General features: G+C 71.7%; 19 protein-coding genes. 7 read left to right on the top strand and 12 right to left on the bottom strand.

Annotation, left to right across the window (positions count from 1 at the left end; translation table 11 throughout):
* Positions 1–78 precede the first annotated feature (78 nt).
* Positions 79–1,374: a D-alanyl-D-alanine carboxypeptidase family protein gene (locus ASF40_RS01430; protein WP_200919408.1), complete on the top strand. Its 1,296-nt coding sequence runs from the start codon at positions 79–81 to the stop codon at positions 1,372–1,374.
* A gap of 17 nt (positions 1,375–1,391) precedes the next feature.
* Here ASF40_RS01430 and ASF40_RS01425 read toward each other — a convergent pair whose 3' ends face one another.
* A complete protein-coding gene (locus ASF40_RS01425) occupies positions 1,392–1,904 on the bottom strand; it encodes a DUF1990 family protein (protein WP_235560089.1) in 513 nt (170 codons plus the stop codon).
* 55 nt (positions 1,905–1,959) lie between these two features.
* Here ASF40_RS01425 and ASF40_RS01420 point away from each other — a divergent pair, with 55 nt between their 5' ends.
* The 4 genes from ASF40_RS01420 to ASF40_RS01405 all read left to right on the top strand — a co-directional run bounded on the left by ASF40_RS01420 (position 1,960) and on the right by ASF40_RS01405 (position 5,532).
* Entirely contained in the window at positions 1,960–2,862 is a 903-nt protein-coding gene (locus ASF40_RS01420) for an alpha/beta fold hydrolase (RefSeq protein ID WP_056365387.1), read from the top strand.
* 54 nt (positions 2,863–2,916) lie between these two features.
* Positions 2,917–3,111, top strand: coding sequence for a hypothetical protein (locus ASF40_RS01415; protein WP_056365383.1), 195 nt, complete (start codon positions 2,917–2,919; stop codon positions 3,109–3,111).
* Positions 3,112–3,172: 61 nt separating this feature from the next.
* Positions 3,173–4,015, top strand: coding sequence for a PhzF family phenazine biosynthesis protein (locus ASF40_RS01410; RefSeq protein WP_056366645.1), 843 nt, complete (start codon positions 3,173–3,175; stop codon positions 4,013–4,015).
* A gap of 146 nt (positions 4,016–4,161) precedes the next feature.
* Entirely contained in the window at positions 4,162–5,532 is a 1,371-nt protein-coding gene (locus ASF40_RS01405) for an FAD-binding oxidoreductase (protein ID WP_056365380.1), read from the top strand.
* Between the two features lie 31 nt (positions 5,533–5,563).
* Here ASF40_RS01405 and ASF40_RS01400 read toward each other — a convergent pair whose 3' ends face one another.
* The 11 genes from ASF40_RS01400 to ASF40_RS01350 form a co-directional block, all read right to left on the bottom strand.
* Positions 5,564–7,105: an MFS transporter gene (locus tag ASF40_RS01400; RefSeq protein ID WP_056365378.1), complete on the bottom strand. Its 1,542-nt coding sequence runs from the start codon at positions 7,103–7,105 to the stop codon at positions 5,564–5,566.
* Positions 7,102–8,187 carry an LLM class flavin-dependent oxidoreductase gene (locus ASF40_RS01395; RefSeq protein ID WP_056365375.1) on the bottom strand — a complete coding sequence of 362 codons (1,086 nt, stop codon included), beginning with the start codon at positions 8,185–8,187 and terminating at the stop codon, positions 7,102–7,104. The genes ASF40_RS01400 and ASF40_RS01395 overlap by 4 nt, the downstream gene beginning before the upstream one ends.
* A complete protein-coding gene (locus ASF40_RS01390) occupies positions 8,184–9,056 on the bottom strand; it encodes a DUF1684 domain-containing protein (RefSeq protein WP_056365370.1) in 873 nt (290 codons plus the stop codon). The genes ASF40_RS01395 and ASF40_RS01390 overlap by 4 nt, the downstream gene beginning before the upstream one ends.
* Before the next feature lie 59 nt (positions 9,057–9,115).
* Complete coding sequence (locus ASF40_RS01385) at positions 9,116–10,495, bottom strand: M20/M25/M40 family metallo-hydrolase (protein WP_056365368.1); 1,380 nt, start codon at positions 10,493–10,495, stop codon at positions 9,116–9,118.
* Positions 10,492–12,135 carry a dipeptide ABC transporter ATP-binding protein gene (locus tag ASF40_RS01380; RefSeq protein WP_056365364.1) on the bottom strand — a complete coding sequence of 548 codons (1,644 nt, stop codon included), beginning with the start codon at positions 12,133–12,135 and terminating at the stop codon, positions 10,492–10,494. Before ASF40_RS01380 ends, ASF40_RS01385 begins: the two co-directional genes overlap by 4 nt.
* Complete coding sequence (locus tag ASF40_RS01375; RefSeq protein ID WP_082496789.1) at positions 12,132–13,109, bottom strand: ABC transporter permease; 978 nt, start codon at positions 13,107–13,109, stop codon at positions 12,132–12,134. Before ASF40_RS01375 ends, ASF40_RS01380 begins: the two co-directional genes overlap by 4 nt.
* Positions 13,110–13,120: 11 nt before the next feature.
* Positions 13,121–14,092, bottom strand: a complete 972-nt coding sequence (locus ASF40_RS01370; protein WP_235560088.1) for an ABC transporter permease — start codon at positions 14,090–14,092, stop codon at positions 13,121–13,123.
* Positions 14,093–14,124: 32 nt separating this feature from the next.
* Positions 14,125–15,741 carry an ABC transporter substrate-binding protein gene (locus ASF40_RS01365; RefSeq protein WP_056365361.1) on the bottom strand — a complete coding sequence of 539 codons (1,617 nt, stop codon included), beginning with the start codon at positions 15,739–15,741 and terminating at the stop codon, positions 14,125–14,127.
* Positions 15,742–16,073: 332 nt separating this feature from the next.
* Positions 16,074–17,957, bottom strand: a complete 1,884-nt coding sequence (locus ASF40_RS01360; protein WP_056365358.1) for an FAD/NAD(P)-binding protein — start codon at positions 17,955–17,957, stop codon at positions 16,074–16,076.
* A complete protein-coding gene (locus ASF40_RS01355; protein WP_056365355.1) occupies positions 17,954–19,318 on the bottom strand; it encodes an NtaA/DmoA family FMN-dependent monooxygenase in 1,365 nt (454 codons plus the stop codon). Before ASF40_RS01355 ends, ASF40_RS01360 begins: the two co-directional genes overlap by 4 nt.
* A complete protein-coding gene (locus ASF40_RS01350; protein ID WP_235560087.1) occupies positions 19,315–20,538 on the bottom strand; it encodes an LLM class flavin-dependent oxidoreductase in 1,224 nt (407 codons plus the stop codon). Before ASF40_RS01350 ends, ASF40_RS01355 begins: the two co-directional genes overlap by 4 nt.
* Positions 20,539–20,702: 164 nt before the next feature.
* Between ASF40_RS01350 and ASF40_RS01345 the strand changes: the two genes are divergently transcribed.
* Together ASF40_RS01345 and ASF40_RS01340 are read left to right on the top strand one after the other, a co-directional pair.
* Positions 20,703–21,989: an adenylosuccinate synthase gene (locus ASF40_RS01345; protein ID WP_056365353.1), complete on the top strand. Its 1,287-nt coding sequence runs from the start codon at positions 20,703–20,705 to the stop codon at positions 21,987–21,989.
* 61 nt (positions 21,990–22,050) lie between these two features.
* On the top strand, positions 22,051–23,247 hold the full coding sequence (locus ASF40_RS01340; protein WP_056365350.1) for a lactonase family protein: 1,197 nt from the start codon (positions 22,051–22,053) through the stop codon (positions 23,245–23,247).
* Positions 23,248–23,469: the final 222 nt, after the last annotated feature.

Here is a 23,469-nt window from a genome sequence, read left to right as displayed (position 1 = left end):
CGGGAGCCTTCCATTTCGACACCTCAGCAGCCGACTGATGAGCTCGAAGAGTTCACGCAGCTGATCAGTCAGGAGCAGATGTTCGGCGGTCCGCCGCGGCGCGCGGCGGATCCCGAGGCGCGGCGCCGCCGACGGCGCATCGGCTGGATCGTCACGGCGATCGTGCTCGTCGTGCTGCTCGCCGTTCCCAGCGGGTACGTGTGGTGGGCATTGACGGCACCGGTGAGCGCGCCACTCGTCGAGACGCACGAGCCGCCCGTGACGGTGCCTGCGGCTGCCGCGGTCGCTCTGCCGTCCACCGGCGCTTCGGCGATCGCCGTCGCCGGTGGCGACGAGTACCTCGGGGCCGAGGCGAGCGGCATCTGGGCGACGAGTGGGACGAGCGAGCCGCAGTCGATCGCGAGCATCACCAAGGTCATCACGGCGCTCGTGATCCTCGATCGTCATCCCCTGGCGGATGCCGCGGATCCCGGCCCGACGATCACCTTCAGCAAGGCCGACCACGACCTCTATGACCAGTACTACGTGCGCGGCGCGACCATCGCGGCGATGCCGACGGGCAGCTCGATGTCGCTGCACGACGCGCTCGCGACGATGCTCATCCCCTCGGCGAGCAACTACGCGGAGGCGGTCTCGACATGGGCGTTCGGCTCGCAGGGCGCGTTCCGCGGGGCCGCCCAGCGGTGGCTCGCCGCGAACGGCCTCACCGGCACCACGATCGTCGAGCCGACCGGCCTCGACGCGCGCAACACCAGCACCCCGGCAGACCTCATCGCGCTCGGCAAGCTCGCCGCCGCGAATCCGGTCATCGCGAGCATCGTCGCGACGCGCTCGCTGGCGCTGTCCGGCCCCGGTGCGATGCACAACACCAACGACCTCCTCGGCAGCAACGGGATCACCGGCCTGAAGACGGGCAACCTGGGCGAGGGCACGTACAACCTGCTGTTCACCGCATCCGTCCCCGTCGGAACGGCGCAGCCGCTCAGCGTGACGGGGGTGGTGCTCGGCGGCTTCACCCGAGCGAACGTGAATCACGACGTGATGAGGCTGATCGACAGCATCCGTGCCGGCTTCCACGAGGTGCCGGTCGCCAAGCGCGATCAGCCGGTCGGCACGATCACGACGAGATGGGGCGCGTCGGCGCAGATCGTCGTCTCGGACTACGCGACGATCTTCACGTGGTCCGACACCCCGATCACCGTCGAGATGACGACGACCACGCCGAAGACGTACACCGACGGCGAAGAGGTCGGGAGCATCACGTGGACCGCGGGTCCGAACACGGTGACGGTTCCGATCGAGATCGAGGGCACCATCGTCCCGCCGACCGACTCCTGGCGTCTCACGCATCCGGGCGAGCTCGGCGGGGAGTAGGACTGCGGCGGGCGGGCTCAGCGGCCCGCGCGGACGCGCAAGGCGCGGAGATAGCGGCGGCGGGCGACAGCCTGCGCGATCAGCAGTGCCGGATACAGCGCACGCCAGCGCCCGCGGCCAGGCCGCGTCAGCGAGCGGACGGTGAGGCTCACCGAACTGCCGGTGCGGTGCACGATGAACGCCTCTTCTCCGGTGACCGGGTGGCCGGGGAGGGTGCGGTAGGCGAAGCCGACGCGGTCTTCGCCGTCGACGACGGCGACGACCTCGACGGGCTCGCGCACCGACAGCCCGAACGGGTGCGCCGTGATGACCGGGCGGTCGCCGGGTCGGACCGCGGCTGCCGCCGGCGAGACGGTGAAGCCGCTCCGGGTCTTGACGCCCCACCGCAGCACCTCGGTGCTCGCCCAGGTCCAGATCTCCGGTCCGTCGCCGAGGCGGGTGGACTTCTCCCAGCGTCGGAAGCCCTCAGGATGCTCGCGCCAGTCCGCGCTCGCCGGCTGCGTCAGGGACATCCGTTCGCCGTCGTCCACGCTTCGATACTGCCACCGCCCTGTTCGGCGGGACCCCGCGTGGGGATAGTGGACTATGGCCGCCGCGCCGCAGCTGCCCACGCGGGAGGATTACCTCGCGTGCCTGGCAGAGACTCCCCGCACCGTCGCCACGGCGTCGGGGCCGGTCGAGTACGCCCAGCGCGGGACCGGTGAGGCGGTGCTCGCAGTCCACGGCACGCTCGGCGGCTGGGATCAGGGGCTCGTGGCGGGGGAGTTCCTGCGCGTGAACGGCTTCCGGATCATCGCGCCGAGCCGGCCCGGATACCTCGGCACGCCGCTGTCGACGGGGCGCACCTTCCCGGAGCAGGGCGACGCGCTGGCGGCGCTGCTGGATGCGCTCGGGATCGAGCGCATCATCGTGATCGCGGCGTCGGGCGGCGGGCCGGCGAGCTACGAGCTCGCCGCGCGGCATCCGGATCGGGTGAGAAAGCTCGTGGAGGTCGACGCCGTCTGCATCCCGGGTCGGCCTCCTCGTCTGGCATCGAACCTCCTCGCCTGGGACTGGGCGGCCAAGATGCAGCTGTGGTTGCTGCGGCAGGCACCGAGGCAGGCGCTTGGCGCGCTCATGGGCGGCGCCGGCACCGAGAGCCGTGCCGTCGTGTCGGCGCGGGCGAAGGAGCTCGCCGCGATTCCCGGCCGGACCGACACGATGGAGGCGACGCTGCGGGCATCGCTCGGAGCGAAGCGGCGCCGCGCGGGGATGAAGAACGACTACACCGAGCTCGTGCCGGCCGCGCTCGAGCGCATCACGTGTCCGACGCTGATCGTGCACGCGCGGTCGGACCGGGTGGCACCTCCCGCCAACGCCGAGTACGCCCACGCGCGCATCGCCGGCTCGGAGCTCTACTGGATGGACGGGTCGCACGTCGCGATCGCCCTCGAGGCCGCCGACACGGCCCCGGCGCACGTGGTGAGCTGGCTGCGCGGCGACGGGTGAGCGGGGCTCTGTCGCAGGGCAGGCGGCCGGACTAAGGTCGGGGCCGTGAAGCGAATGTGGCCGTTCCTCGTGCCCGGCGTGATCCTCGCCGCGGTGGGACTGGTGTGGACGCTACAGGGCGTCGGGGTGCTGCAGGGATCGGCGATGACCGGGTCGACGCTGTGGGCGACGATCGGACCGATCGTGCTCGTCGTGGGGCTCGTGCTGATGGGCATCGGGATCGCGCGGCGCCGGCGGCGCACCCCCTGATCGGCAGGAATCGGTCGGTGCCTGGCGACCGCGCCGCACCGACGTGACCTATCGTGACCGGATGAGCGCGATCGACATCCAGCGATGGACGGCCTTCTCCTCCGAACCCGCGGGAGGAAATCCCGCCGGTGTCGTGCTGGACGCAGATGGACTGACGGATGCTGCGATGCTCGGCATCGCCGCAGACCTCGGGTATGCCGAATCGGCGTTCGTCGTCGCCGGTGACGACGGCCGTCGGGCCATCCGCTACTTCTCGCCGCTCGCCGAAGTGCCGTTCTGCGGTCACGCCACCGTCGCTGCGGCGGCAGCGATCGCTGAGGCCGACGGCGACGGCGCGATCGCGTTCGAGACTCCGGTCGGCGTCGTCGAGATCGTCACGGCGACGGACTCCGGTGAGCGGCGCGTCTCGTTCACCAGCGTCGAGCCCGGCACGGCCCCGCTGCCCGCGGAGGCCCTGGCCGACGTGCTCGGAGCGATCGGCCTGACGGACCGGGACCTGCACCCGGACTTCGCCCCCGCGCAGGCGTTCGGCGGCAACTGGCACCCGCTCGTCGTGCTCGCCGACCGGGAGGTCTTCGACGCGTTCACGATCGATCCCGACCGCGCCCGTGCGGTGCTCGACGCGCGGAGATGGCCGGCGACGATGATCGTGCTCTGGCCCGAAGGCGCCGGCAGGTGGCACGCCCGCAATGTCTTCCCGGTCGGCCCGATCATCGAGGACCCGGCCACCGGAGCCGCGGCGGCCGCGACCGGCGGGTACCTCCGCGCCGGCGGCGCTGTCGAGACCCCGGCGCGCGTCGTGATCCTCCAGGGGAGCCACGTCGGCCGGCCGAGCGAGCTCACCGTCGACATCCCCGAGACGGGCGGGATCGTCGTGTCGGGATCGGCGGCGCGGATCGGCTGACCACCCGGGTTCCGCTGCCTCACCCGGTGGCGACCGACCTTCTTGACAGTGCCCTCGAACGCGAGGACCGTCGATTCAAACCGGTGCCGACGCCCGCACGCACCGTGCGGTCGCTGTGCCCGTTTGCGTCGATGGGAAGGTCGACCATGTCCATGAAGGTGATGGATTCGCTGCGGGGCAGCGTGAAGGGTTCGGTCGTCGAAGAAGGCGACGACGGATACGACGAGGCGCGGGTCGTCTACAACGCGATGATCGACCGCCGACCCGCCGCGGTCGTGCGGTGTCAGGATGCCGCGGATGTCGCGGCCGTCGTCCGCGCCGCCGCTGAGGATGGGAGCGGCCTCGCGGTGCGAGGCGGAGGTCATAGCGTGCCGGGGTTCGGCACCGCCGACGGCGCGCTCGTCGCGGATCTGGGAGACCTCACCTCGGTCGCGGTCGACCCGGCGTCCTCGACCGCCGACGTGGGTGGCGGGGCCACCTGGGGGATGTTCAATGAAGCGGCGGCACAATTCGGCCTCGCGACGACCGGCGGCATCATCTCGACGACGGGCGTCGGCGGCCTCACGCTCGGGGGCGGCATCGGGTATCTCGCCCGCGGCTACGGCTTCTCGTGCGACAACCTGCTCGCGGCCGAAGTCGTGCTCGCCGACGGCCAGATCGTCACCGCCAGCGCGGACGAGGAGCCCGACCTGTTCTGGGCTCTGCGCGGCGGGGGAGGGAACTTCGGCGTCGTGACCAAGTTCACCTTCCAGCTGCATCCGGTCGACGAGATCTATGGCGGCCCGATGTTCTTCGAGCTCGCGGACGGTCCGGCGATCCTGGCCTACTTCGCCGATCATGTGCGGACCGCACCGCGCGAGTTCGGCGGGTTCCCCGCGTTCCAGATCGCTCCTCCGCTGCCCTTCGTGCCGGAGGACCGCGCCGGGGAGCCGTTCGTCGCGGTGGTCTTCTGCATCAACGGCCCGGCGTCGAAGGCCGAGAAGATGGTCCAGGGGTTCCGCGACGTCGCGAAGCCGGTGGCCGAGATGGTGGGCCCGATGCCCTACCCGGCGATGAACGGTCTCTTCGACGGACTCGTTCCTCCCGGCCTGCAGCACTACTGGAAGGCGGCGTTCCTCGACGAGCTCACGTCGGAGTCGGTGGCCGCCCACATGGAGCACGGCCCGCGAGTGCCGACGGTCAACTCGACGGTCCACTTCTACCCGATCAATGGGGCGTGCCACGACGTGGCGTCCGACGCGACGGCCTTCGGGCATCGCGACGCGAACTTCGCGCTGGTGATCGCCGGGATGTGGCCGGATCCGACGCAGAACACCGCCAACACCGCGTGGGTGAAGGATTACTACGCGGCGATCGAGCCCTTCTCGCAGCCGGGTGGCTACATCAACTTCGCGTCGCAGGACGACCAGCCGAAGGCCTCCAGCAACTACGGTGCGAACTACGACCGCCTGCGGGCGGTGAAGCGCGCGTTCGACCCGGACAACATGTTCCACCTCAACCAGAACATCGTGCCGTAGCGGCGGGTCGGCAGGCAGGACCCTCGTTCGCTCAACGAGCGGGGGTCGTGTGCGTTGCACGTCGCAGCGGCGCCGGAACCTCCGCGCGTGTGCCTGCCCGCCGGAACGCTGGATCCGCTGACGCCACGAGCGCCACCACCGAGCCCACCGCGCACGTCGCGAGTGCGGCCTGCAGCGTGGCGACGGTCGAGACGCCCGACGACGTGAGAAGGATGCCGGTGGCCAGGGCCACCAGGAAGGTCGCGGCCAGCCGCTGCGTGAGCTGCAGGAACGATGCCGCTACGCCGTGCAGCTCAGCGGGCGCGAACGAGAGGGTCGTGGCACGCACCACCGGTTCCACGAGGCCGCCGCCGATTCCCAGCCCGATCTGGGCGGCCGCGGCGACGACGAAGAGCACTCCGTCCGGCAACAGCGGCGCCGCGATCGCGAGCCCGGTGAACAGCGCCGCCTGCAGGCCCAGGCCGAGCCACACCGTGGCCGAGGACCCGATACGCCCCACCACCCGCAGGCTGAACAGCGAGCCGACGAGCCGCGCCAGCGCGCCCGGCGCGAACACGAGCGCGATCGCCAGCGCCGACAGCGCCGGCGACTGCAGGAAGTACAGGGTCACGACCGACCCCGCCGCCAAGCCGCTGCCGAACCACAGCAGCGCGACCACGTTCCCCACGACGAAACCGCGCGAGCGCACCAGCGCCGGCGCGAACAGCGGAAGCCGTCCACGCCGTGCGTACCTGCGTTCCCACAGCACCAGCACGAGCCCGAGCAGCACCGCCGCGCCGACGACAGCCAGGCCGGACACGCCCGAGAGCCCCGGCTCCACGACGGGCAGGGTCAGCGCCACCACCACGAGGCACAGCAGCACGATGCCCGGCAGATCGAGCCACACCCGCGCCGACCCCGAGGGCTCCGGACGGGCGCGGGGGCCCGGCATCCCGCGCCATCCGAGGACGAAGGCGGCGATCACCAGCGGCAGGGGAGTCAGCAGCACGACGCGCCATGCCACGTCGGCGGGAACGGCGACGATCACCACGGCCGCGAGCACCGGGCCGAGCACGCCCGCGAGCCCGCCGACGGCGCTGTACGCGGCGAGGGCGCTCAGGCGGGCCCTGCCGGTGAACAGGTCCTGGATCGCGCCGAGCACCTGCGCGCTGATCACGCCGGCACCCAGCCCCTGCACGAACCGGGCCGCCACGAGCACGACGATCGTCGGGGCGACCACGGCCGCGACGCCTCCGACCAGGAAGATCCCGAGGCCGACGAGGAACAGCGGCCGGCGCCCGTACACATCGCCCAGCCGCCCCGAGGGGATCAACCCGAGCCCGAACGTCAGCGAGAACGACGCGAGCAGCCACTGCACGCCCGCGGTGGAGCCGCCCAGCGACGCGCTCACCGCCGGTGCCGCGTAGGTGATCACCACCGCGTCGAACAGCGTTGCGAAGCCCGCCGCGAGGCACGCCCAGAGCGCGGGCCGCGCGTGCGACCGCTGCCGTTCCCTGCGACCGCTGCGTCGCGCGACGCCGCGCTCGCCGGAGACGGCAGCAGCCGCCTCGCGGACCGCGCTCTCGCCACTCATGCGGTCGTGAGCTCGCGCTCCCGCTGACCGAGCGGGTCGGCCTCCGTCCACAGTGTCGTCGGGAACTCCCGCCGCAGCACGGGTGCGACGTCCTCGGCGAACCGCTCGAGGATCTCGAGCTGCTGCGCGAACGGCACCGTCGTCGGCAGGCTGATCGACTGCAGGTCGTGCCCGAGCCGGCCGTGGAACCGCGCGATCTTGTCGATCACCTGCTGCGGCGTGCCGACGAGCGCGGGGCCCTCGGCGACGGCGTGCTCGATGTCGCGGAACGGCGTGTTGTTCCCGGGCACGTTGGTGGCGGCGACGATCGCGTTGTAGACCGGGCCGTACTGCGCGATCGCCTCCTGTGTCGTGTCGGCGATGAAGAGCGCTCCCGAGCCCGCAGCGACGAATGCGCCCGCCGGATCGTGGCCGTGTCGCGCGAACTCGGAGCGGTAGTGGTCGACCAGCACCCCGTAGTTCTCGAGGGGCTGGATCGCGTTCGCGCTGAACAGCGGATCCCCGAAGCGCGCGGCGAGCCCCGCAGAGAAGAGCGTCGTCGCCGAGCCGTGCCACACGCGCGGCGCTCCGGCGAAGGGTCGCGGCAGCGTGGTGACGCCGGTCAAGGCCCGTGTGAACTCGGTGCCCGGCCACGTGACGTCCTCCTCGCGCCAGAGCGTCCGCAACAGCTCGTACTTCTCGGCGAGCAGCTCCCACTGGTCGTCGATGTCGAGCCCGAACAACGGGAACTGCAGGGCCTCGTTGCCCTTGCCGATCGTGAGGTCGAGGCGCCCGCCCGACAGCTGGTCGATCGTCGCGTAGTCCTCGGCCACGCGCACCGGATCCAGTACCGAGAGCACGGTCACGCCGGAATTGAGACGGATGCTGCGCGTCCGGGCCGCGATCGCACCCAGCAGCACCGTCGGCGACGACGAGATGAAGTGCCCGGCGTGACGCTCGCCGATGGCCACAGCATCCAATCCCAGCTCTTCGGCGCGGATCGCCTGCTGCAGCGTCTCGGCGAAACGCTCGGCGGGCGAGACCTGGTGGCCGGTGATCGGGTCGGCGCGGTAGGGGACGATGTCGAGCAGCTGGAACCTCATGCGGCCACCCCCGGCGCGACGAGCTCGGCGTTCGAGATCACGCGGGCGAGCGGCGTCTTCTCGCCGGCCTCGATGCCGATCGGCAGGCGGTTGCCCTCCGGCGGCAGCGGGCACGTGGCGAAGTCCGTGTACGCGCAGGGCAGGTTGACGGCGCGGTTGAAGTCGATCGTGGTCCAGCCGTCGGCGTCCGGTGCGTCGATGCCCACCGAGCGGTTCGCGGCGTACGTGGTGATGCCGCTCGTCGCGTCGGTGAACAGCACGAGCAGGTCGCCCGGCGCCTTGCCCTCGAACGCCGTGAGCGAGAACTCCTCGCCCCGCCACGAGAACTCGAGCACGCCGGGGGCGTCGTAGACGTGGGTGAGCCCGTCGACGGCGGCGCCGACCTCGGTCGGGACGGGTGCATCGAACGGGCGGAAGCGCGCCGCGACCCGCCAGCGCGGGTTCGGGACGTACGTCGGGGTGCCCGAGTACTCCGCGAGGAACGGGTGATCGGCCCGGCGCGGACGCAGGATCGTGTGCCCGCCGCGGATCGCGATCTCGACGGCGCCGGCGATGTCGCCGTCGGTGAAGGTGGGGGTGACGCTGCCGCGTTCGGCGATCTCGCCGAACGCGTGCGTCCCCGTGATCGTCGCGCCGTCGAGAGCGAGGCTCTCGCCGTCGGCGAGCTCCACTTCGACGCCCTCGGCGCCGAGTCGCCACGTGCCGGGCGCACCCGGCAGGGTGATCGGGTCGGCCCCGAGCCAGTGCAGACCGGTGATCGCGAAGAAGCCGAGGGCGTCGGCGCGCCGCGTCTCGTGCGTGCGGTGCCAGTCCTCCCACTCGCGCCCGAACATGGCGCGATCGACATCGGAGTTGAGGGTGGTGGTCATGGGTGCTCCTCGGTGGGGTGGATGGGGAACGGATGCTGCGGCCCGCGCAGCATCCGCGTTCAGGCGGTCGCCGGCTCCGCGACGCGGGTGCGCCTCGCGGTGCTCGTGTCGGCGTGGAACGTGCGCACGGCGTGGTCGAGTGCCTCGACCGTGAGGGCGATCGAGTCGAGGTCGATGCGCTCGTCGTTGCCGTGGAAGAGCCGGCGGAAGGTGCCGTAGTCCCAGCGCTCGCTGAGCACGCCGAACCCGTAGGCCGGGATGCCGCGGCGCCGGTAGAAGCGGCCGTCCGTGCCGCCCACGCCCAGCATCGGCAGCAGCTCGGCGGACGGGTAGGCGCGGCGCACCGCGCTGCCGAGCGCATCGAAGAGCGGAGTGTCGATCGGAGACAGGGTGGACTCGCCGAACCAGTCGCCCTCGATCTCGATGTGCTCGATGAGATCGCCGATCGCGTCGCGGATGAGGCCCTCGACGTCCTCGCGGGTGACGTCCGGCAGGATGCGGATGTCGAGCTGCACGGTCGCGGTGCCCGGGATGACGTTGCCCTTCTCTCCGGCGCGCACGATCGTCGGCGAGATCGTGGTGTGCGTCGAGGCGTGCGCGAACCCGTCGAGAGTGCCGAGGTGCGGCAGGCCCTCGTAGAACCGGTCGGGGTCGGTGAGCGCGGCCCGGATCTCGGGGTCGAGATCGAGCGCCCCGGCGTACGCGCGCCACTGCGGGGTGATGACAGTGGTGCCGCGGTGCCGCGCGAGGCGGGTCACGGCCTCCGCCGCGATGACCGCGGCGTTGCGCGAGCCCCATGGCGCCGAGCCGTGCCCGGGCGCACCCGTGACGCGCAGCAGGCGGCCGGCGCCACCCTTCTCGCCCACCATGACGCCGAGGTGCGGCTGCGCGCCGGCGTGTGCGCCGCCCGATTCGGTCAGCACGTAGTCGGCGTCGATGAGGTCGAGGCGGTGCTCGGTGAGCCAGCCGACGCCGAACCGGCTGCCGTTCTCCTCGTCGGCGACCGCGGCGAAGATGAGGTCGCCCCGCGGGCGGAACGATCCGGTCGCGACCGCCCGCGTCACGACGGCGTACGCGGCGGTGAGGTTGAGCATGTCGATCGCGCCCCGGCCCCACAGCACGCCGTCGATGATCTCGCCCGCGAACGGGTCGCGCGACCAGCCCGACGGCTCGACCGGCACCACGTCGGTGTGCCCGACGAGCGCGAGCGACGGCGCTGTCGGATCGGTGCCCTCGATCCGGAGGATGAGCGACGCGCGGCCGGGGTGCGGCTCGACGACGACGCCCTCGAGCCCGGAGCCTTCGAAGAAGCGCTGGAGCGTCTGCACCTGCCGGTCCTCGTGACCCGAGTCGGGCGTGCCGTCGTTGACGGCGGCGTTGCGGATCAGCTCCTGCAGCAGCCCGGTCGTCTGCTGCGCCAGTGTTGCCTGCGCGCTCATGCGGCAGCCTCGCCCGCGAGCGCCGGCGCCGACAGCGTCGCGCCCGGGATCGCCTCGATGAGCCGGCGCGTGTACTCCTCGCGCGGCGCGCCGAGCACCTGCGCGGTCGAGCCCTGCTCGACGATGCGGCCGTGCTGCATCACCGCGACGCGGTCCGAGATCTCGCGGACCACGGCGAGGTCGTGGCTGATGAACAGGTACGACACCCCGACGTCGCGCTGCACCGCGGCGAGGAGGTCGAGGATCTGCGCCTGCACCGACACGTCGAGCGCCGACACCGCCTCGTCGAGCACGACGAGGTCGGGACGCAGCGCGAGCGCGCGTGCGATGGCCACGCGCTGCCGCTGGCCGCCCGAGAGCTCGGCCGGCCGCCGCGACGCGGTGCTCGCCGGCAGCGCCACCTGGTCGATCAGCTCGCGCACGCGGCGCGCCCGCTCGGCCTTGTCGACGCCGAACGCCCGCAGCGGCTCGTCGATCACCTCGGCGATCGTGAAGCGCGGGTCGAGAGATGCGAACGGGCTCTGGTAGACGAGCTGGAACCGCCGGCGCAGCGCGCGCAGCTCTTCACGACTCGCGGCGACGAGATCGTCTCCATCGAAACGGATGCTGCCCGCCGACGGCTTCTCGAGCCGCAGCGCCAGTCGCGCCGTCGTGCTCTTGCCCGACCCCGACTCGCCCACGATCGCGAGCGTCTCGCCCCGGTCGATGCGGAACGTGACGTCGTCGACGGCGAGGAGCTTCTCACGGCCGGGGAGCGGGAACTCCTTGCGAAGGCCCATGACTTCGAGGAGTGCGGGGGTGGCAGCATCCGATTCCGTCCGCAGCGGCAGCTCGGACACGCGCGGCGTCCCGCCGCGCAGCCCGGGTGCCGCGGCGATGAGCGCGCGGGTGTACGGGTGCTGCGGGTTCTCGAGCACCTGGCGTGCGGTGCCCGTCTCGACGATCTCGCCGTTCTGCATCACGATGATGCGGTCGGCGCGGTCGGCGGCGACGCCGAGGTCGTGCGTGATGAGCAGCACGGCGGTGCCGAGCGTCGACGCCAGCGTGTCGATGTGGTCGAGGATCTGCTTCTGCACGGTGACGTCGAGCGCGCTCGTGGGCTCATCGGCGATCACGAGCTTCGGCTCGGCGGCCAGCGCCGTCGCGATGAGCGCGCGCTGCTTCATGCCGCCCGAGAACTGGTGCGGGAACTGCTTGGCGCGTGCCTCAGGTTCGCCGATCCCGGCCAGACGCAGCAGCTCGACGGCCTGCGCGTCGGCGCCGCGGCGCGTGGCGAGGCCGTGGATCACGAGCGGCTCGCCGACCTGGCGACCCACGCGCTTGACGGGGTTCAGGCTCGTCGTCGGGTCCTGCGGGATGAGCCCGATCGCACGACCCCGCACCTCGCGCCACGCGCGACGCGAGAGCCCGGTGAGGTCGGTGCCGTCGAAGACGATCGAGCCGGCGTCCACCGACGCGTTCGAGGCGAGCAGGTGGATCACCGCGTGCGCAGTCGTGCTCTTGCCCGAGCCCGACTCGCCGACGATCGCGACGACCTCTCCGCGGTCGACGGTGAAGCTCACATCGCGCACGGCGGGGCGCGACGCGCCGCCCAGCGTGTACGAGACGGACAGGTTCGAGACCTCCAGCAGTGCGGTCATCGGATTCCTCCGTTGCGCTCGAGTGCGCGCGAGATGCGGTTGGCTGACAGCACGACGGCGACGATCACGAGGCCGGGGAAGGTCGTGAGCCACCACGCGACGGCGAGATAGTCGCGCCCGCCGGCGACGAGCGAGCCCCACTCGGGTGTGGGCGGCGGTGCGCCGAAGCCGAGGAACGACAACGACGAGATCGCCAGCACCATGACCCCGAACTCGAGGGCGGCCAGCGCCACGACGGGTCCGGACGCGTTCGGCAGCACGTGCCGGCGCAGCACCGTGTACCAGCGCACGCCCGAGACGTGCGCAGCCTCGACGTAGACGGCGGTGGCGATCTGCAGCACCTCGGCGCGCATCACGCGGGAGAACGAGGCGATGCTCGCGAGTCCGACCGCGATCGCCACGTTGAGCGTGCCGAATCCGAGCGCCGTGATGAGCGCGAGCGACAGCAGCAGGCTCGGGATCGCGAGCAGCACGTCCATGAAGCGCATGATCGCGTCGTCCACGATGCCCCGGAGGAAGCCCGCGAGCAGGCCGAACAGCGACCCGACCGCGAGGCCGACGATCACGGCCACCGAGGTCGCGGCGAGCGAGGTCGCCGAGCCGTAGACGACGCGGGCGTACAGGTCGCGGCCGAGGTTGTCGGTGCCGAAGAGGTGCTCCGGGCTCGGCGGCAGCAGGCGGTCCTGGGGGACGCCGACGATCGGGTCCCACGCGGTGAACCACGACGGCACCAGCGCCCACAGCGTCACGAGGGCGAGCACGAGGATCGACGCGACCAGGGTCGGCTGCTTCAGCACGGCGATCACCGGGCGAAGCGCGAAGCGGCGGGACGCAGCATCCGCTCGCTCTTCTCCGAGGGCGGCCGCGCGGGGGCTGCCCGACGGATCGGCGTCGGGGTCGACGATCGATTCGAGGACGGGATCGTGCGGCTCGAGGGTGCGCGCGGGCGGGGAGAGCACGTTCGGGGCGATCATGGCGGCTCCTGTCAGGCGGCGACGAACGCCGTGCGGGCGAGCGTGATACGGCGGTCGATGAGGGGGTAGACGAGGTCGACGACGAGGTTCGCGACCACGAAGACGAGGGCGGCGAAGACGACGACGGTCTGCACGACGGGCACGTCGCGGTTGTTGACGGCGGTGACGACGAGGCGTCCGATTCCGAGGCGCGAGAACACGGTCTCGGTCACGACGGCACCCGAGAGCAGACCGCCGATGAGCACGCCGACCATCGTGAGCGAGGGGATCGCGGCGTTGCGGAACGCGTGGCCGAGCTGCACCCGGCGCTCACTCGCGCCCTTCGCACGCACGATCTCGACGTACGGCTGGGCCAGGGTCGATCGCAGGCTCCGCGACAGCAGCTGCGCGATGAACGCGCCCGAGGGGATCGCGATCGTGATCGCCGGCAGCACGAGGCTCTCGAAGCCCTCGTTGCCCATCGAGGGGAAGAGGCGGATGCGGAACGAGAAGGCCTGCAGCAGCAGGAGGCCGATCCAGAACACCGGGATCGAGACGCCCAGCGGCGGCAGCGACGACAGCACGTTGCGCAGCCACTGCGCGCGGGCGAGCGACGCCGACAGCGCGAGGACGACACCGAACACCACCGACAGCACGAACGCGAAAGCGGTCAGCGCGAGCGTCGGGGGGAGCGATTCGAGGAGCAGATCGGATGCCGGGCGGCCGGTCTGCGTCGACACCCCGAAGTCTCCGGTCAGCGCCTTGCCGAGGGCGACGAGGTACTGCTCGTACAGCGGGCGGTCGAGCCCGAGCTCGCTGCGCAGCTGCGCCACGAGCTCGGGATCGATGGCCTCCTGGTCGCCGCCCCCCGCGAAGAGCGTCGCGGCGTCCCCCGGGAGGAGATACAGGATGAGGAACGAGATCGTGTACGCGGCCCACAGGACGATCACGCCCTGCCCGATCCTCCGGGCGATGTATCGACCCCACATGATCTCGTTCCTCATCCCTTTCGTTGTGCGATGCGCCCGGTGCGGGCTTACTCGGCGATCCAGGCGTCGTAGAAGTCCAGGCGGCTGGAGGCCTCGAAGCCGAGCCCCTGCACCTTCGACGCGGCGGTGATCGTGGTCGACAGCTGGTAGATCGGGATCGAGTAGCCGCCCGTGATGAGCAGCTCCGCGGCCTCGTCGACGACCTTCTGACGCTCGGCCGGGTCGATGATCGCGGCCTGCTCGTCGAGCAGCTCGTCGATCTCGGCGGGCTCGGTGCGCTTGGTGGCGTTGTTGGTGCCGCTGACCGAGAACACCGTGCGCAGCACGTCGGGGTCGGCGCGCGTCAGGTTGCCGTAGGAGAAGTCGTACGTGCCGTCGGCGTTCGCGGCCTGCACGTCGGCGATGCTCGCGAAGGTCAGCTGCAGGTCGATGCCGATCTGGCGCAGCTGCTGCTGCACGAGCTCGAGCACCTCCTTGGGCGACTGCCAGTAGGTGACGTGGAAGCTGAGCTTCTCGCCGTCCTTCTCCCGGATGCCGTCATCGCCCTCGGTCCAGCCCGACTCCTCGAGCAGCTCGGCGGCGGCCTTCGGGTCGTACTCGAGCACGTCGCTCAGGTCGGTGAAGTACGGCGTCGACGAGGCGAGCGGCGACACGGCGGGCACGTCGTCGGGGCCGAGGAGGGTCGACGTGATCTGCTCGCGGTCGATGCCCTTCTGGATCGCGAGACGCACGTTCTCGTCGGCGAGCTTCTCGGTCGACTGGTTCGCGTACAGGTTGTAGACCGAGCCGGGGTTGGCGCGGTTGAGGCTCCAGAAGTCCTCGCCCTCGAACAGCACGGCGTCGGCCGTCGCGATGCCCGTGGTCGCGTCGATCTGACCCGACTGCAGGCTTCCGGTGCGGTTGCCCGACTCGGGGACGACCTTGTAGGTGATCGTGTCGAGGTACGCCTCGCCGGTGTGGGCGGCCGTCGACGGGCCCCACTCGTAGCCCTCGCGGCGCTCGAGCACGGCGCCCTCGTTGGGCGTGTAGCTCTGGACCGAGAACGGACCCGAGCCGATGTAGTCGCCGAGGCAGCGGTCGGCCTGGCTCACCGCGGCGGTCGCGGGCGACAGGAGGCCGAGCGAGAACGTCGAGGTCGCCTGCAGGAACTGCGCGCTCGGCTCCGAGAAGTTGACGATGACCGTCTGCTCGTCCGGCACCTCGATGCTCTCGAGATCGGCGAGGTACGACGAGCCGAGGCTCGCCTTCGCGCCCAGCGCCTGGATCGCCTCGAAATTGGTCTTGACGGATGCCGCGTCGATGGGCTCGCCGTCGGCATACGTGGGGCCGTCCTGCAGCGTGAACGTGAAGCTCGTGGCGTCGTCGTTCACCTCGTAGTCGGTGGCCAGCCACGGCAGGATCTCGCCGGTCTCGGGGTCCTGGATCGTCAGCGATGCGACGGTCTGTCGCGCGATCGCGATCGCGTCGTTGTTGCCGACCTGCTGCGGATCGATGCACTGGCTGTCGACCGAGATCGCGAAGGTCAGGTTGCCGCCCGTGACGGGCTCCGCGTCGGCGGATGCGGTGGGTGCGGCGTCGCCGGCGCCGGTCGCGCACGCGGTGAGCGCGAGCGCGACCACGCCGATCGCCGCCAGCGCGGCGGTACGGGGTCGGGTGAACGACATGGGGTCTCCAGAAGCTGTGATGGTGCGAGGCGCGGCGGTGGTGCCGGCTCGTGGTCTCAGCGTCTCGGAGAGGCGGTGCGCGGCTCGATCGGTGATGTCACGCGGCGTGAACGTCGGTCACGATCGTTCACGCCCCGTCATCTGACGTCATGTTCCGCAGTCACTTCGTGCGGGTCCCGCGCCCTATCCGCGACCCGAAGTGACTGCGGAGCCCGCGGCGTGGAGGCTCCGCAGTCACGTTTGGCGGGTTCGTGGGCCATGCACCCGCAAAAGGTGACTGCGGAACAGAGGAGCAGCGGCGGGAGGGCGGAGCCGAGGACGGAGGGGCCGGATCAGGGGGCGACCGGAACCGCGACGCCGAGATGGGCGGCGATCGCCCCCGCGACGACGTCGGTCTGGCGCAGCGACAGCGAGTTCGCCGCCGGACGGGTGAAGGCGCCGGCCTCGGTCTGCGAGGTGAAGGGGCCGATCGCGAACAGCGCGTCGTGGGGCGCGCCGTCGGGGCGCAGCACCCGGCCGTCGTCGGCGACCCGCACGCGTCCGAGCGAGCCCGAGTACTCGGCATCCGTCACGTGCAGCACGCTGCCGTGCACGGTCGCGAGCTCCCGCAGCGCCGCGTTGGTGCTGAGCTCCGCGTCGGCGGCCGGCAGCCATGCGTCGACGAGGGCGCCGGCGACCGTCTCGCCCGGCACGCGGAGACGGGATGCTGCGAACCCGCGCGGCTCGACGACCACGTCCACGTCGGGTCCGAGGAAGCGCACGACTCCCGCATCGGCGAGGGCGATCAGCTCCTCCAGCCGGTGCGGGGGCGGACCGCTCGCGAGGTAGCTGAAGAACGTATGCCAGCGGACGGGCAGCGTGTACGCCCGCGAGCGGGCGGTGAAGCGCTCCTTGGGGATCTCCGACAGCGCCATGAACGACAGCAGCGCGGCGATGAACACGCCCTGTGCGGGGCTGCGCTCCTGCGTCGTCCGCAGCTCGAGGTCGTCGATGATGTGCGCCCGCACCCGGTCGTGAGCGTCGTCGGCGTCGGCGAACTCCGCGTCGGCGAACGGCCGGTCGAACGCGGCGACGTCGAACCGGTCGAGCGGATCGGGCACCGCCGCGGCGATCGCGGCGCGCAGGGCCGGGTCGTCCCACGCGTGCGCCTGCAGGAGGGCGCGGAGCTCGTCCCACGTGCCCCTGACCCGCTCCGGATGCCCCGTGAAGAGCTCGCGGTAATGCCCGTGCAGCAGCTCGGCGGCGACCAGCGGCCACACGTCGCGGTCGAAGTCGATCGGGCGCCCCGCGTCGACGAGCGCGGCGATCACGTCCGGCGTCAGCACGTCCCGCTCCGGGGGCGAGCCCTGCAGCGTCGACGTCACCTTCGACCGGTACGGCACCCCTCGCCGCGATCCGAGGTGCAGCCGAGGCTCCTGCCCCGACGGCACGTAGCGCAGGGCGCCGTCGGCGCCGCGGTCGAAGCGTCCGCCTCGGCCCTGAGTGAGGAGCACGACGAGGTCGACAGCGGCGAGGCCCATCCCGCGCACGATCACGTCGGCGCCCGGGGCGAGCGTCGACAGATCGGCGTCCGCGGTGAACGCGGGACCCACGTACGCGAGCCGCTCGCGGACCGCGGCCGCCGCAAGCGCTGCCGACGCCGGGTCGGGCTCGCGTTCGGTGTGGCCGAGGCAGTAGGCGACAGCATCCGTCATGATCACTCGACCGTTCGCGAGCGAAACGGCGTGCTGTCCCGACGACGACGTCCGCACCGACGTCACCTCGTCGACATGGAGCCGGATCCTCACGCCCTCGGGCGCGCTCGCCGCGGTGCGGCGGAAGAACCAGTCGAGGTAGTGGCTGTGCAGGCGCCGCGTCGGAAAGCCTTCGGGGGTGAGTGCCCGCGCCTCGGCCTCCGACAGCTCGTCGAGGTCGACGTCCGGGAGTTCGCCCGCGCGCCACAGGTCCAGCCACTCGCTGAGCGAGGGGCCGGAGCGCACCGGCCCCTCGATCGTGCAGCTGTCGTCGGTGAACACGGTGACGTCGCGCGTCATCGAGTTGAGCTTCAGCAGCGGCGACTGGGCGTGCCGCCAGATGCGGCCGGCACCGGGGGGATGCGGGTCGACGAGATCGATGTCGAGCAGCGTGTGCTCGTCCGCGCGCGCCAGCACGCGTTCGAGGAGCATGATCGCCCGGGGGCCGGCTCCGACGAACAGCAGGCGCGCGCGGCCGGTCATCGGGCCGCGAGCGCCGGTGCGGCGACCGGCGCCGGAAGACCGAGCAGATCGCGCAGTGTCGCGCCCTCCTCGTAGGACCGCCGGTACGAGCCGCGCTCCTGCAGCAGCGGTACGACGCGCTCGGCGAACTCGTCGAGGCCGTGCGGCGTGAGGTGCCCGACGACGGTGAAGCCGTCCGTCGCGCGCTCCTGCACATAGCGGTCGATCTCGGCCGCGATGTGCTCGGGCGTGCCCACGAAGGTCGGGGCGGCGGTCAGGCGGATGACGGTCTCACGGATGCTGAGCCCCTCGGTCTCCGACAGCTCCCGCAGCTTCGCGATCCTGGCGCGCACCGCCGCGTGCCGGTTCGCCCAGCCGCGCGCGGTCTCGGACCCGGTGTCGGGGTCGACATCCGGAAGGGGGCCGTCGGGGTCGTAGCCGGACAGGTCGCGGCCCCACACCTGCTCGACGTACGTGAGCGCGACCTCGGGCCGCACCTGCTGCAGCGCGACCTCGCGGGCGCGCTCGCGTGCCTCCGCGTCGGTGTCGCCGATGGAGAACGTCGCCGCCGGGAGGATCTTGAGCGAGTCCTCCTCACGTCCGTAGGCGGCGAGCCTGCCCTTGACGTCGTCGTAGAACGCGCGCGCGTCCGCGAACTCCTGGTGCAGCGAGAAGATCACCTCGGCGTGCTCGGCGCCGAACGTCCGTCCGTCGGCCGAGTCGCCGGCCTGCACGATGACAGGGCGTCCCTGCGGGGAGCGGGGAACGTCGAACAGTGCGTCGACGTCGAACTGCGGGCCGCTGTGGCGGACCCGCGCGGGGACCCCGTCGTCGAGGAAGGCGCCGGTTGCGGCATCCGCTCGCACACCACCCTCGCTCCACGAGTCCCACAGCTCTTTCGCGAGTGCGGCGAACTCACGGGCGCGCTCGTAGCGGTCGGCGTGGTCGAGGTAGCCGCCGCGGCGGAAGTTCGCACCGTGGAAGGCGTCGGAGCTCGTCACGGCGTTCCAGCCCGCGCGGCCGTCCGAGAGGTGGTCGAGGGTCGCGAGCTCGCGCGCCAGCTCATAGGGCTCGTTGAACGTCGTGTTGAGCGTGCCGACGACGCCGACGTGCTCGGTGATCGCGGCGACCGCAGCCAGGATCGACAGCGTGTTCGGGCGGCCCAGCACGTCGAGTTCGTGGATGCGGCCCTTGTGCTCGCGCAGTCGCAGCCCTTCGGCGAGGAACACGTAGTCGAACAGCCCGCGCTCCGCGGTTGCGGCGAAGTGCTCGAACGACGAGAAGTCGATCTGGCTGCCGGCCGTCGGGTCGGTCCAGACGGTGGTGCTGTTGACGCCGGGGAAGTGCGCGGCGAGATGGATCTGGCGGACGGGACGGCTCACAGCGCGAACTCCTCTTCTCGGGCATAGCGGCTCTCGGGGCGTGCGAGATCGAGGCGGGCGCGGAGCGACCCGCCGTCGTCCTCGCGGAGTGTGCCGGTTCCGCGCAGCAGGGGCACGACCTGCTCGGCGATCGCCACGACGTCGGCGGGCTGGCGGGCAGGGCGCAGGCGCACGCCGTCGACACCCCCGGCGGCGAGCTCGCGCACCGCGTCCGCGACGTCGCCGGGCGTGCCGACGACGATGCGGGCGTCGGACGCGAGCTGCTCGCCGTCCCACTCGTCGAGTCGCGCCAGCGCCTCGCGCGCCGCGGCCCCGGTGTCTTCGATCAGCACGAGCAGGTCGGCGAAGACCCGCACGGGCTCGTCACCGCTGCGCAGGTCTTCGGCGGCAGCATCCAGCTCCGAGAGGATGCCGGGCAGGGCGAACCCGGGTCGCCCGCCCTCGACGTGGGGTGTGATGAACACGACGTCCGCGTGCTCCGCGGCCAGGCGGTACGGCACCGTCTGGTGCGCGAGCACCGTGATCAGCGGGCGACCCTGGGGCGACCGGGGCACGATCGAAGCGCCGGTGATCGAGAAGAACTCGCCCTCGAAGTCGATGTTGTGCACGCGGTCGGCGTCGAGGAAGCGGCCTGCCGCGGCATCCCGGATGATGGCGTCGTCCTGCCACGAGTCCCACAGGCGCGCCAGCACGTCGGCGAACTCGCCGGCTTCGCGGAACGCCGCGAGGATCTCGGGGGAGTCCTCGACGCGCCCCGACGCGGGGATCGCGTCGACGCCAGAGGCGCGCCGGCCGAAGTTGGCGCGCTCAGCGGCCGAGGCGCCCGCGACCAGCCGCACCCCGGCGCGGCCGCGGCTGGCGAAATCGAGCGTCTGGATGCCGGTGGCGACGTGGAACGGCTCGGGGTGCGCGGTCGTGACGGTGGGCACCAGGCCGATCCGGCGCGTCAGCGGCGCGACGTACGACGCGATGAGCACGGCGTCGAGGCGTCCGCGGACGCGGTCGCGGCGGAGGGCCTCGGCGGACTCGAAGCGGTCGGGGAGGGCGAGGGCGTCCTCGATGGTGGCGAGGGCGATGCCGGCGTCGTCTGCCGTGCGCAGCAGGTCGCGCCAGTAGCGCGCCGATGTCAGCTCGTGCGGGCGGGCGGTGGCCTCGCGCCACGCGGCGGGGTGCCAGCCGGCCCGTTCGAGGGCGACGGCGAGGTGAACCTGGTCGGTCACGAGAATTCTCCTTCTTCGCACGAGGCGATCCGCTGTTCACGATTCCCGCGGGGTCGTGCGTACGTCCAACCCCGATCGTCACGGGAGGACTCGCGGCGCCAGAAGGCGTAACGAAGCATCCGGATAGGATGGGGTGTAACCGTCCGATAACGGGGGAGTAGCCCATGCCAGGCATCGTGATCGTCGGAGTCCAGTGGGGAGACGAGGGCAAGGGCAAGGCCACCGATCTCCTGGGTGAGCGCACCGACTGGGTGGTCAAGTTCAACGGCGGCAACAACGCCGGCCACACGGTCGTGATCGGCGACGAGAAGTACGCGCTGCACCTGCTGCCGTCCGGTATCCTGTCTCCCGGCGTGAACGCCGTGATCGGCAACGGCGTCGTCATCGACCTCGAGGTGCTCTTCTACGAGCTCGAGGCGCTGCACGCCCGCGGTCTCGACACCTCGCGTCTGCGCGTGAGTGCCAACGCGCACATCATCACGCAATACCACCGCACGCTCGACAAGGTCACCGAGCGCTTCCTCGGCAAGCGCCAGATCGGCACCACCGGTCGCGGCATCGGGCCGGCCTACGCCGACAAGATCAACCGCGTCGGCATCCGCGTGCAGGACCTCTTCGACGAGAACATCCTGCGCCAGAAGGTCGAGGGCGCCCTCGACCAGAAGAACCACCTGCTGGTCAAGATCTTCAACCGCCGTGCCATCACCGCCGACGAGATCGTCGACGACCTGCTGTCGTACGCCGAGCGTCTGCGCCCGATGGTGGCCGACACGTCGCTGCTTCTGGGCGACGCCCTCGACGCGGGCGACGTGGTCGTCTTCGAGGGCGGCCAGGCGACGATGCTCGACGTCGACCACGGCACCTACCCGTTCGTCACGTCGTCGTCGGCGACCGCCGGTGGCGCCGCGACCGGCTCGGGCGTCGGACCCAACCGCCTCGACCGCATCGTCGGCATCGTGAAGGCGTACACGACGCGCGTCGGCTCGGGACCGTTCCCGACCGAGCTGTTCGACGAGAACGGCGACTTCCTGCGCTCGCGCGGCTTCGAGTTCGGCACCACGACGGGCCGCCCGCGCCGCGTCGGCTGGTACGACGCGCCCATCACGCGCTACGCGACCCGCATCAACGGCATCACCGACCTCGTGCTGACCAAGCTCGACATCCTCACCGGCCTCGACCAGATCCCGGTCTGCGTCGCGTACGACGTCGAGGGCGAGCGGTTCGACGAGGTCCCCGTGAACCAGTCCGACTTCCACCACGCCAAGCCGATCCTCGAGTACTTCCCCGGCTGGAAGCAGGACATCTCGGGTGCCCGCACCTTCGACGAGCTTCCGCGCGAGGCCCAGGAGTACGTCCTCGCGCTCGAGGCGATGAGCGGCACGCGCATCTCGGTGATCGGCGTCGGCGCTGCCCGCGACGCCGTGATCGTGCGCCACGACCTCGTCGACTGATCCTTTCCCGGTCGTTGAGCGAGCGAAGCGAGTCGAAACGCCCCGAGCCCCACGGAGGGTCATGAAGTTCTGGCTGGGCGGGTACACCGCCGACATGGGGGGCAGCGCGTCCGGATTCGGGATGCTGCTCGCCGGCGCCGCCGACGACGCCTCCGCGGGCGGCGCGCTGGCGTTCGCCGGCGAGGTCGCGACGACCGACTCGCCGTCATGGCTGGCGCCGCATCCCGGCTCGCTGACGGTGGCGCCGGGGGACGTCGTCTACGCCGCGCTCGAAGCGCGGCAGCAGGTGCAGGCGTTCCGCCGCACCGGCGAGGCGACGTTCGCGCCGCTCGGCGCCCCGGTGGCTGCCGGCGCGGCGGTGTGCCACGTGGCGGTGTCGCCCGACGGCCGCTTCCTCATCGCGAGCTGCTGGGGTGACGGACACGTCGTTCGCATGACCCTGGATGCTGCGGGCCGTCCCTCGTCGCCGGTGATCGCTCCTGCCGCGACCGACCCGTACGGACCCGACGGCGCCGCGGAACAGGCCGGCGACATCGACCTCGCCGCGGCTGCCCGTGCACTGCGGGAGGCCGCCGGCGAGGAGTACGCGCACCTCGTCCCCGACCATGACCGCGAAGAGCCTGCCGCCACGGACGGAGCACAGGACGAAGCATCCGCTTCCCGTCCCTCCCGTGCGCACCAGGCGGCGTTCCTGCCGGGTGGGCTCATCGCGACGACCGATCTCGGCTACGACGTCGTGCGGTTCTGGCGTGACGGCGCGAACGGGCTGCGTCAGGTGCACCAGGTCGCGCTGCCGCAGGGCAGCGGGCCGCGGCACATGGTGTGGCACCCGAGCGGGCATCTCTACGTCGTGACCGAGTTCTCCTGCGAGCTGTTCGTGCTCGCCCCGGCCGTCGACGGCACGTGGAGCCTCGTGGGCGGTACGCCGCTCGGCGCCGGCACCCTCCCGGGCGACAGCGCCGCCGAGCTCGCCGCGTCGCGTGACGGCGAGTTCCTGTACGCCGGCGTGCGCGGCAGCAATACGCTCGCGACCCTCCGTGTGCGGGGCGCCGGCGAGTACGTCGAACCGGTCGCCCTCGTCGACGCCGGCGTCGACTGGCCCCGGCACCACGTGGTGGTGCGCGACATCCTGCTCGTCGCCGGGCAGCTGTCGCACGAGGTCGCGTCGCTCACGCTCGACGTGCGCACGGGGGTTCCGGGCCGCGTGCGACAGCGCACGGACGCCCCGTCGCCGACCTGCCTGCTCCCCGTGCGCTGACTCTCGGCGCAGGTCCCCCGCGACCCGGCGATCCCATCCCCGCGCCGCCGCGCCCCGCCGCGCGCAATCGCGACGAGACCTCACAACAGCACCTGGTGGAGACGCCCCTGAGTGCGTTTGTGCGGTCTCGCACGCGGGAGTCCGCCGCCGACCTCTTGTCGCGCCACCACAGCATCGGTGCGCCGAACGTGACGAGACCTCACAACAGCACCTGGTGGAACC

The sequence above is a fragment of the Microbacterium sp. Leaf288 genome (assembly GCF_001422925.1).
Taxonomy (GTDB): Bacteria; Actinomycetota; Actinomycetes; order Actinomycetales; family Microbacteriaceae; genus Microbacterium.
The sequence above is the reverse complement of the archived record's forward strand: the minus strand, read 5'-3'. Positions and strand labels throughout refer to the sequence as shown.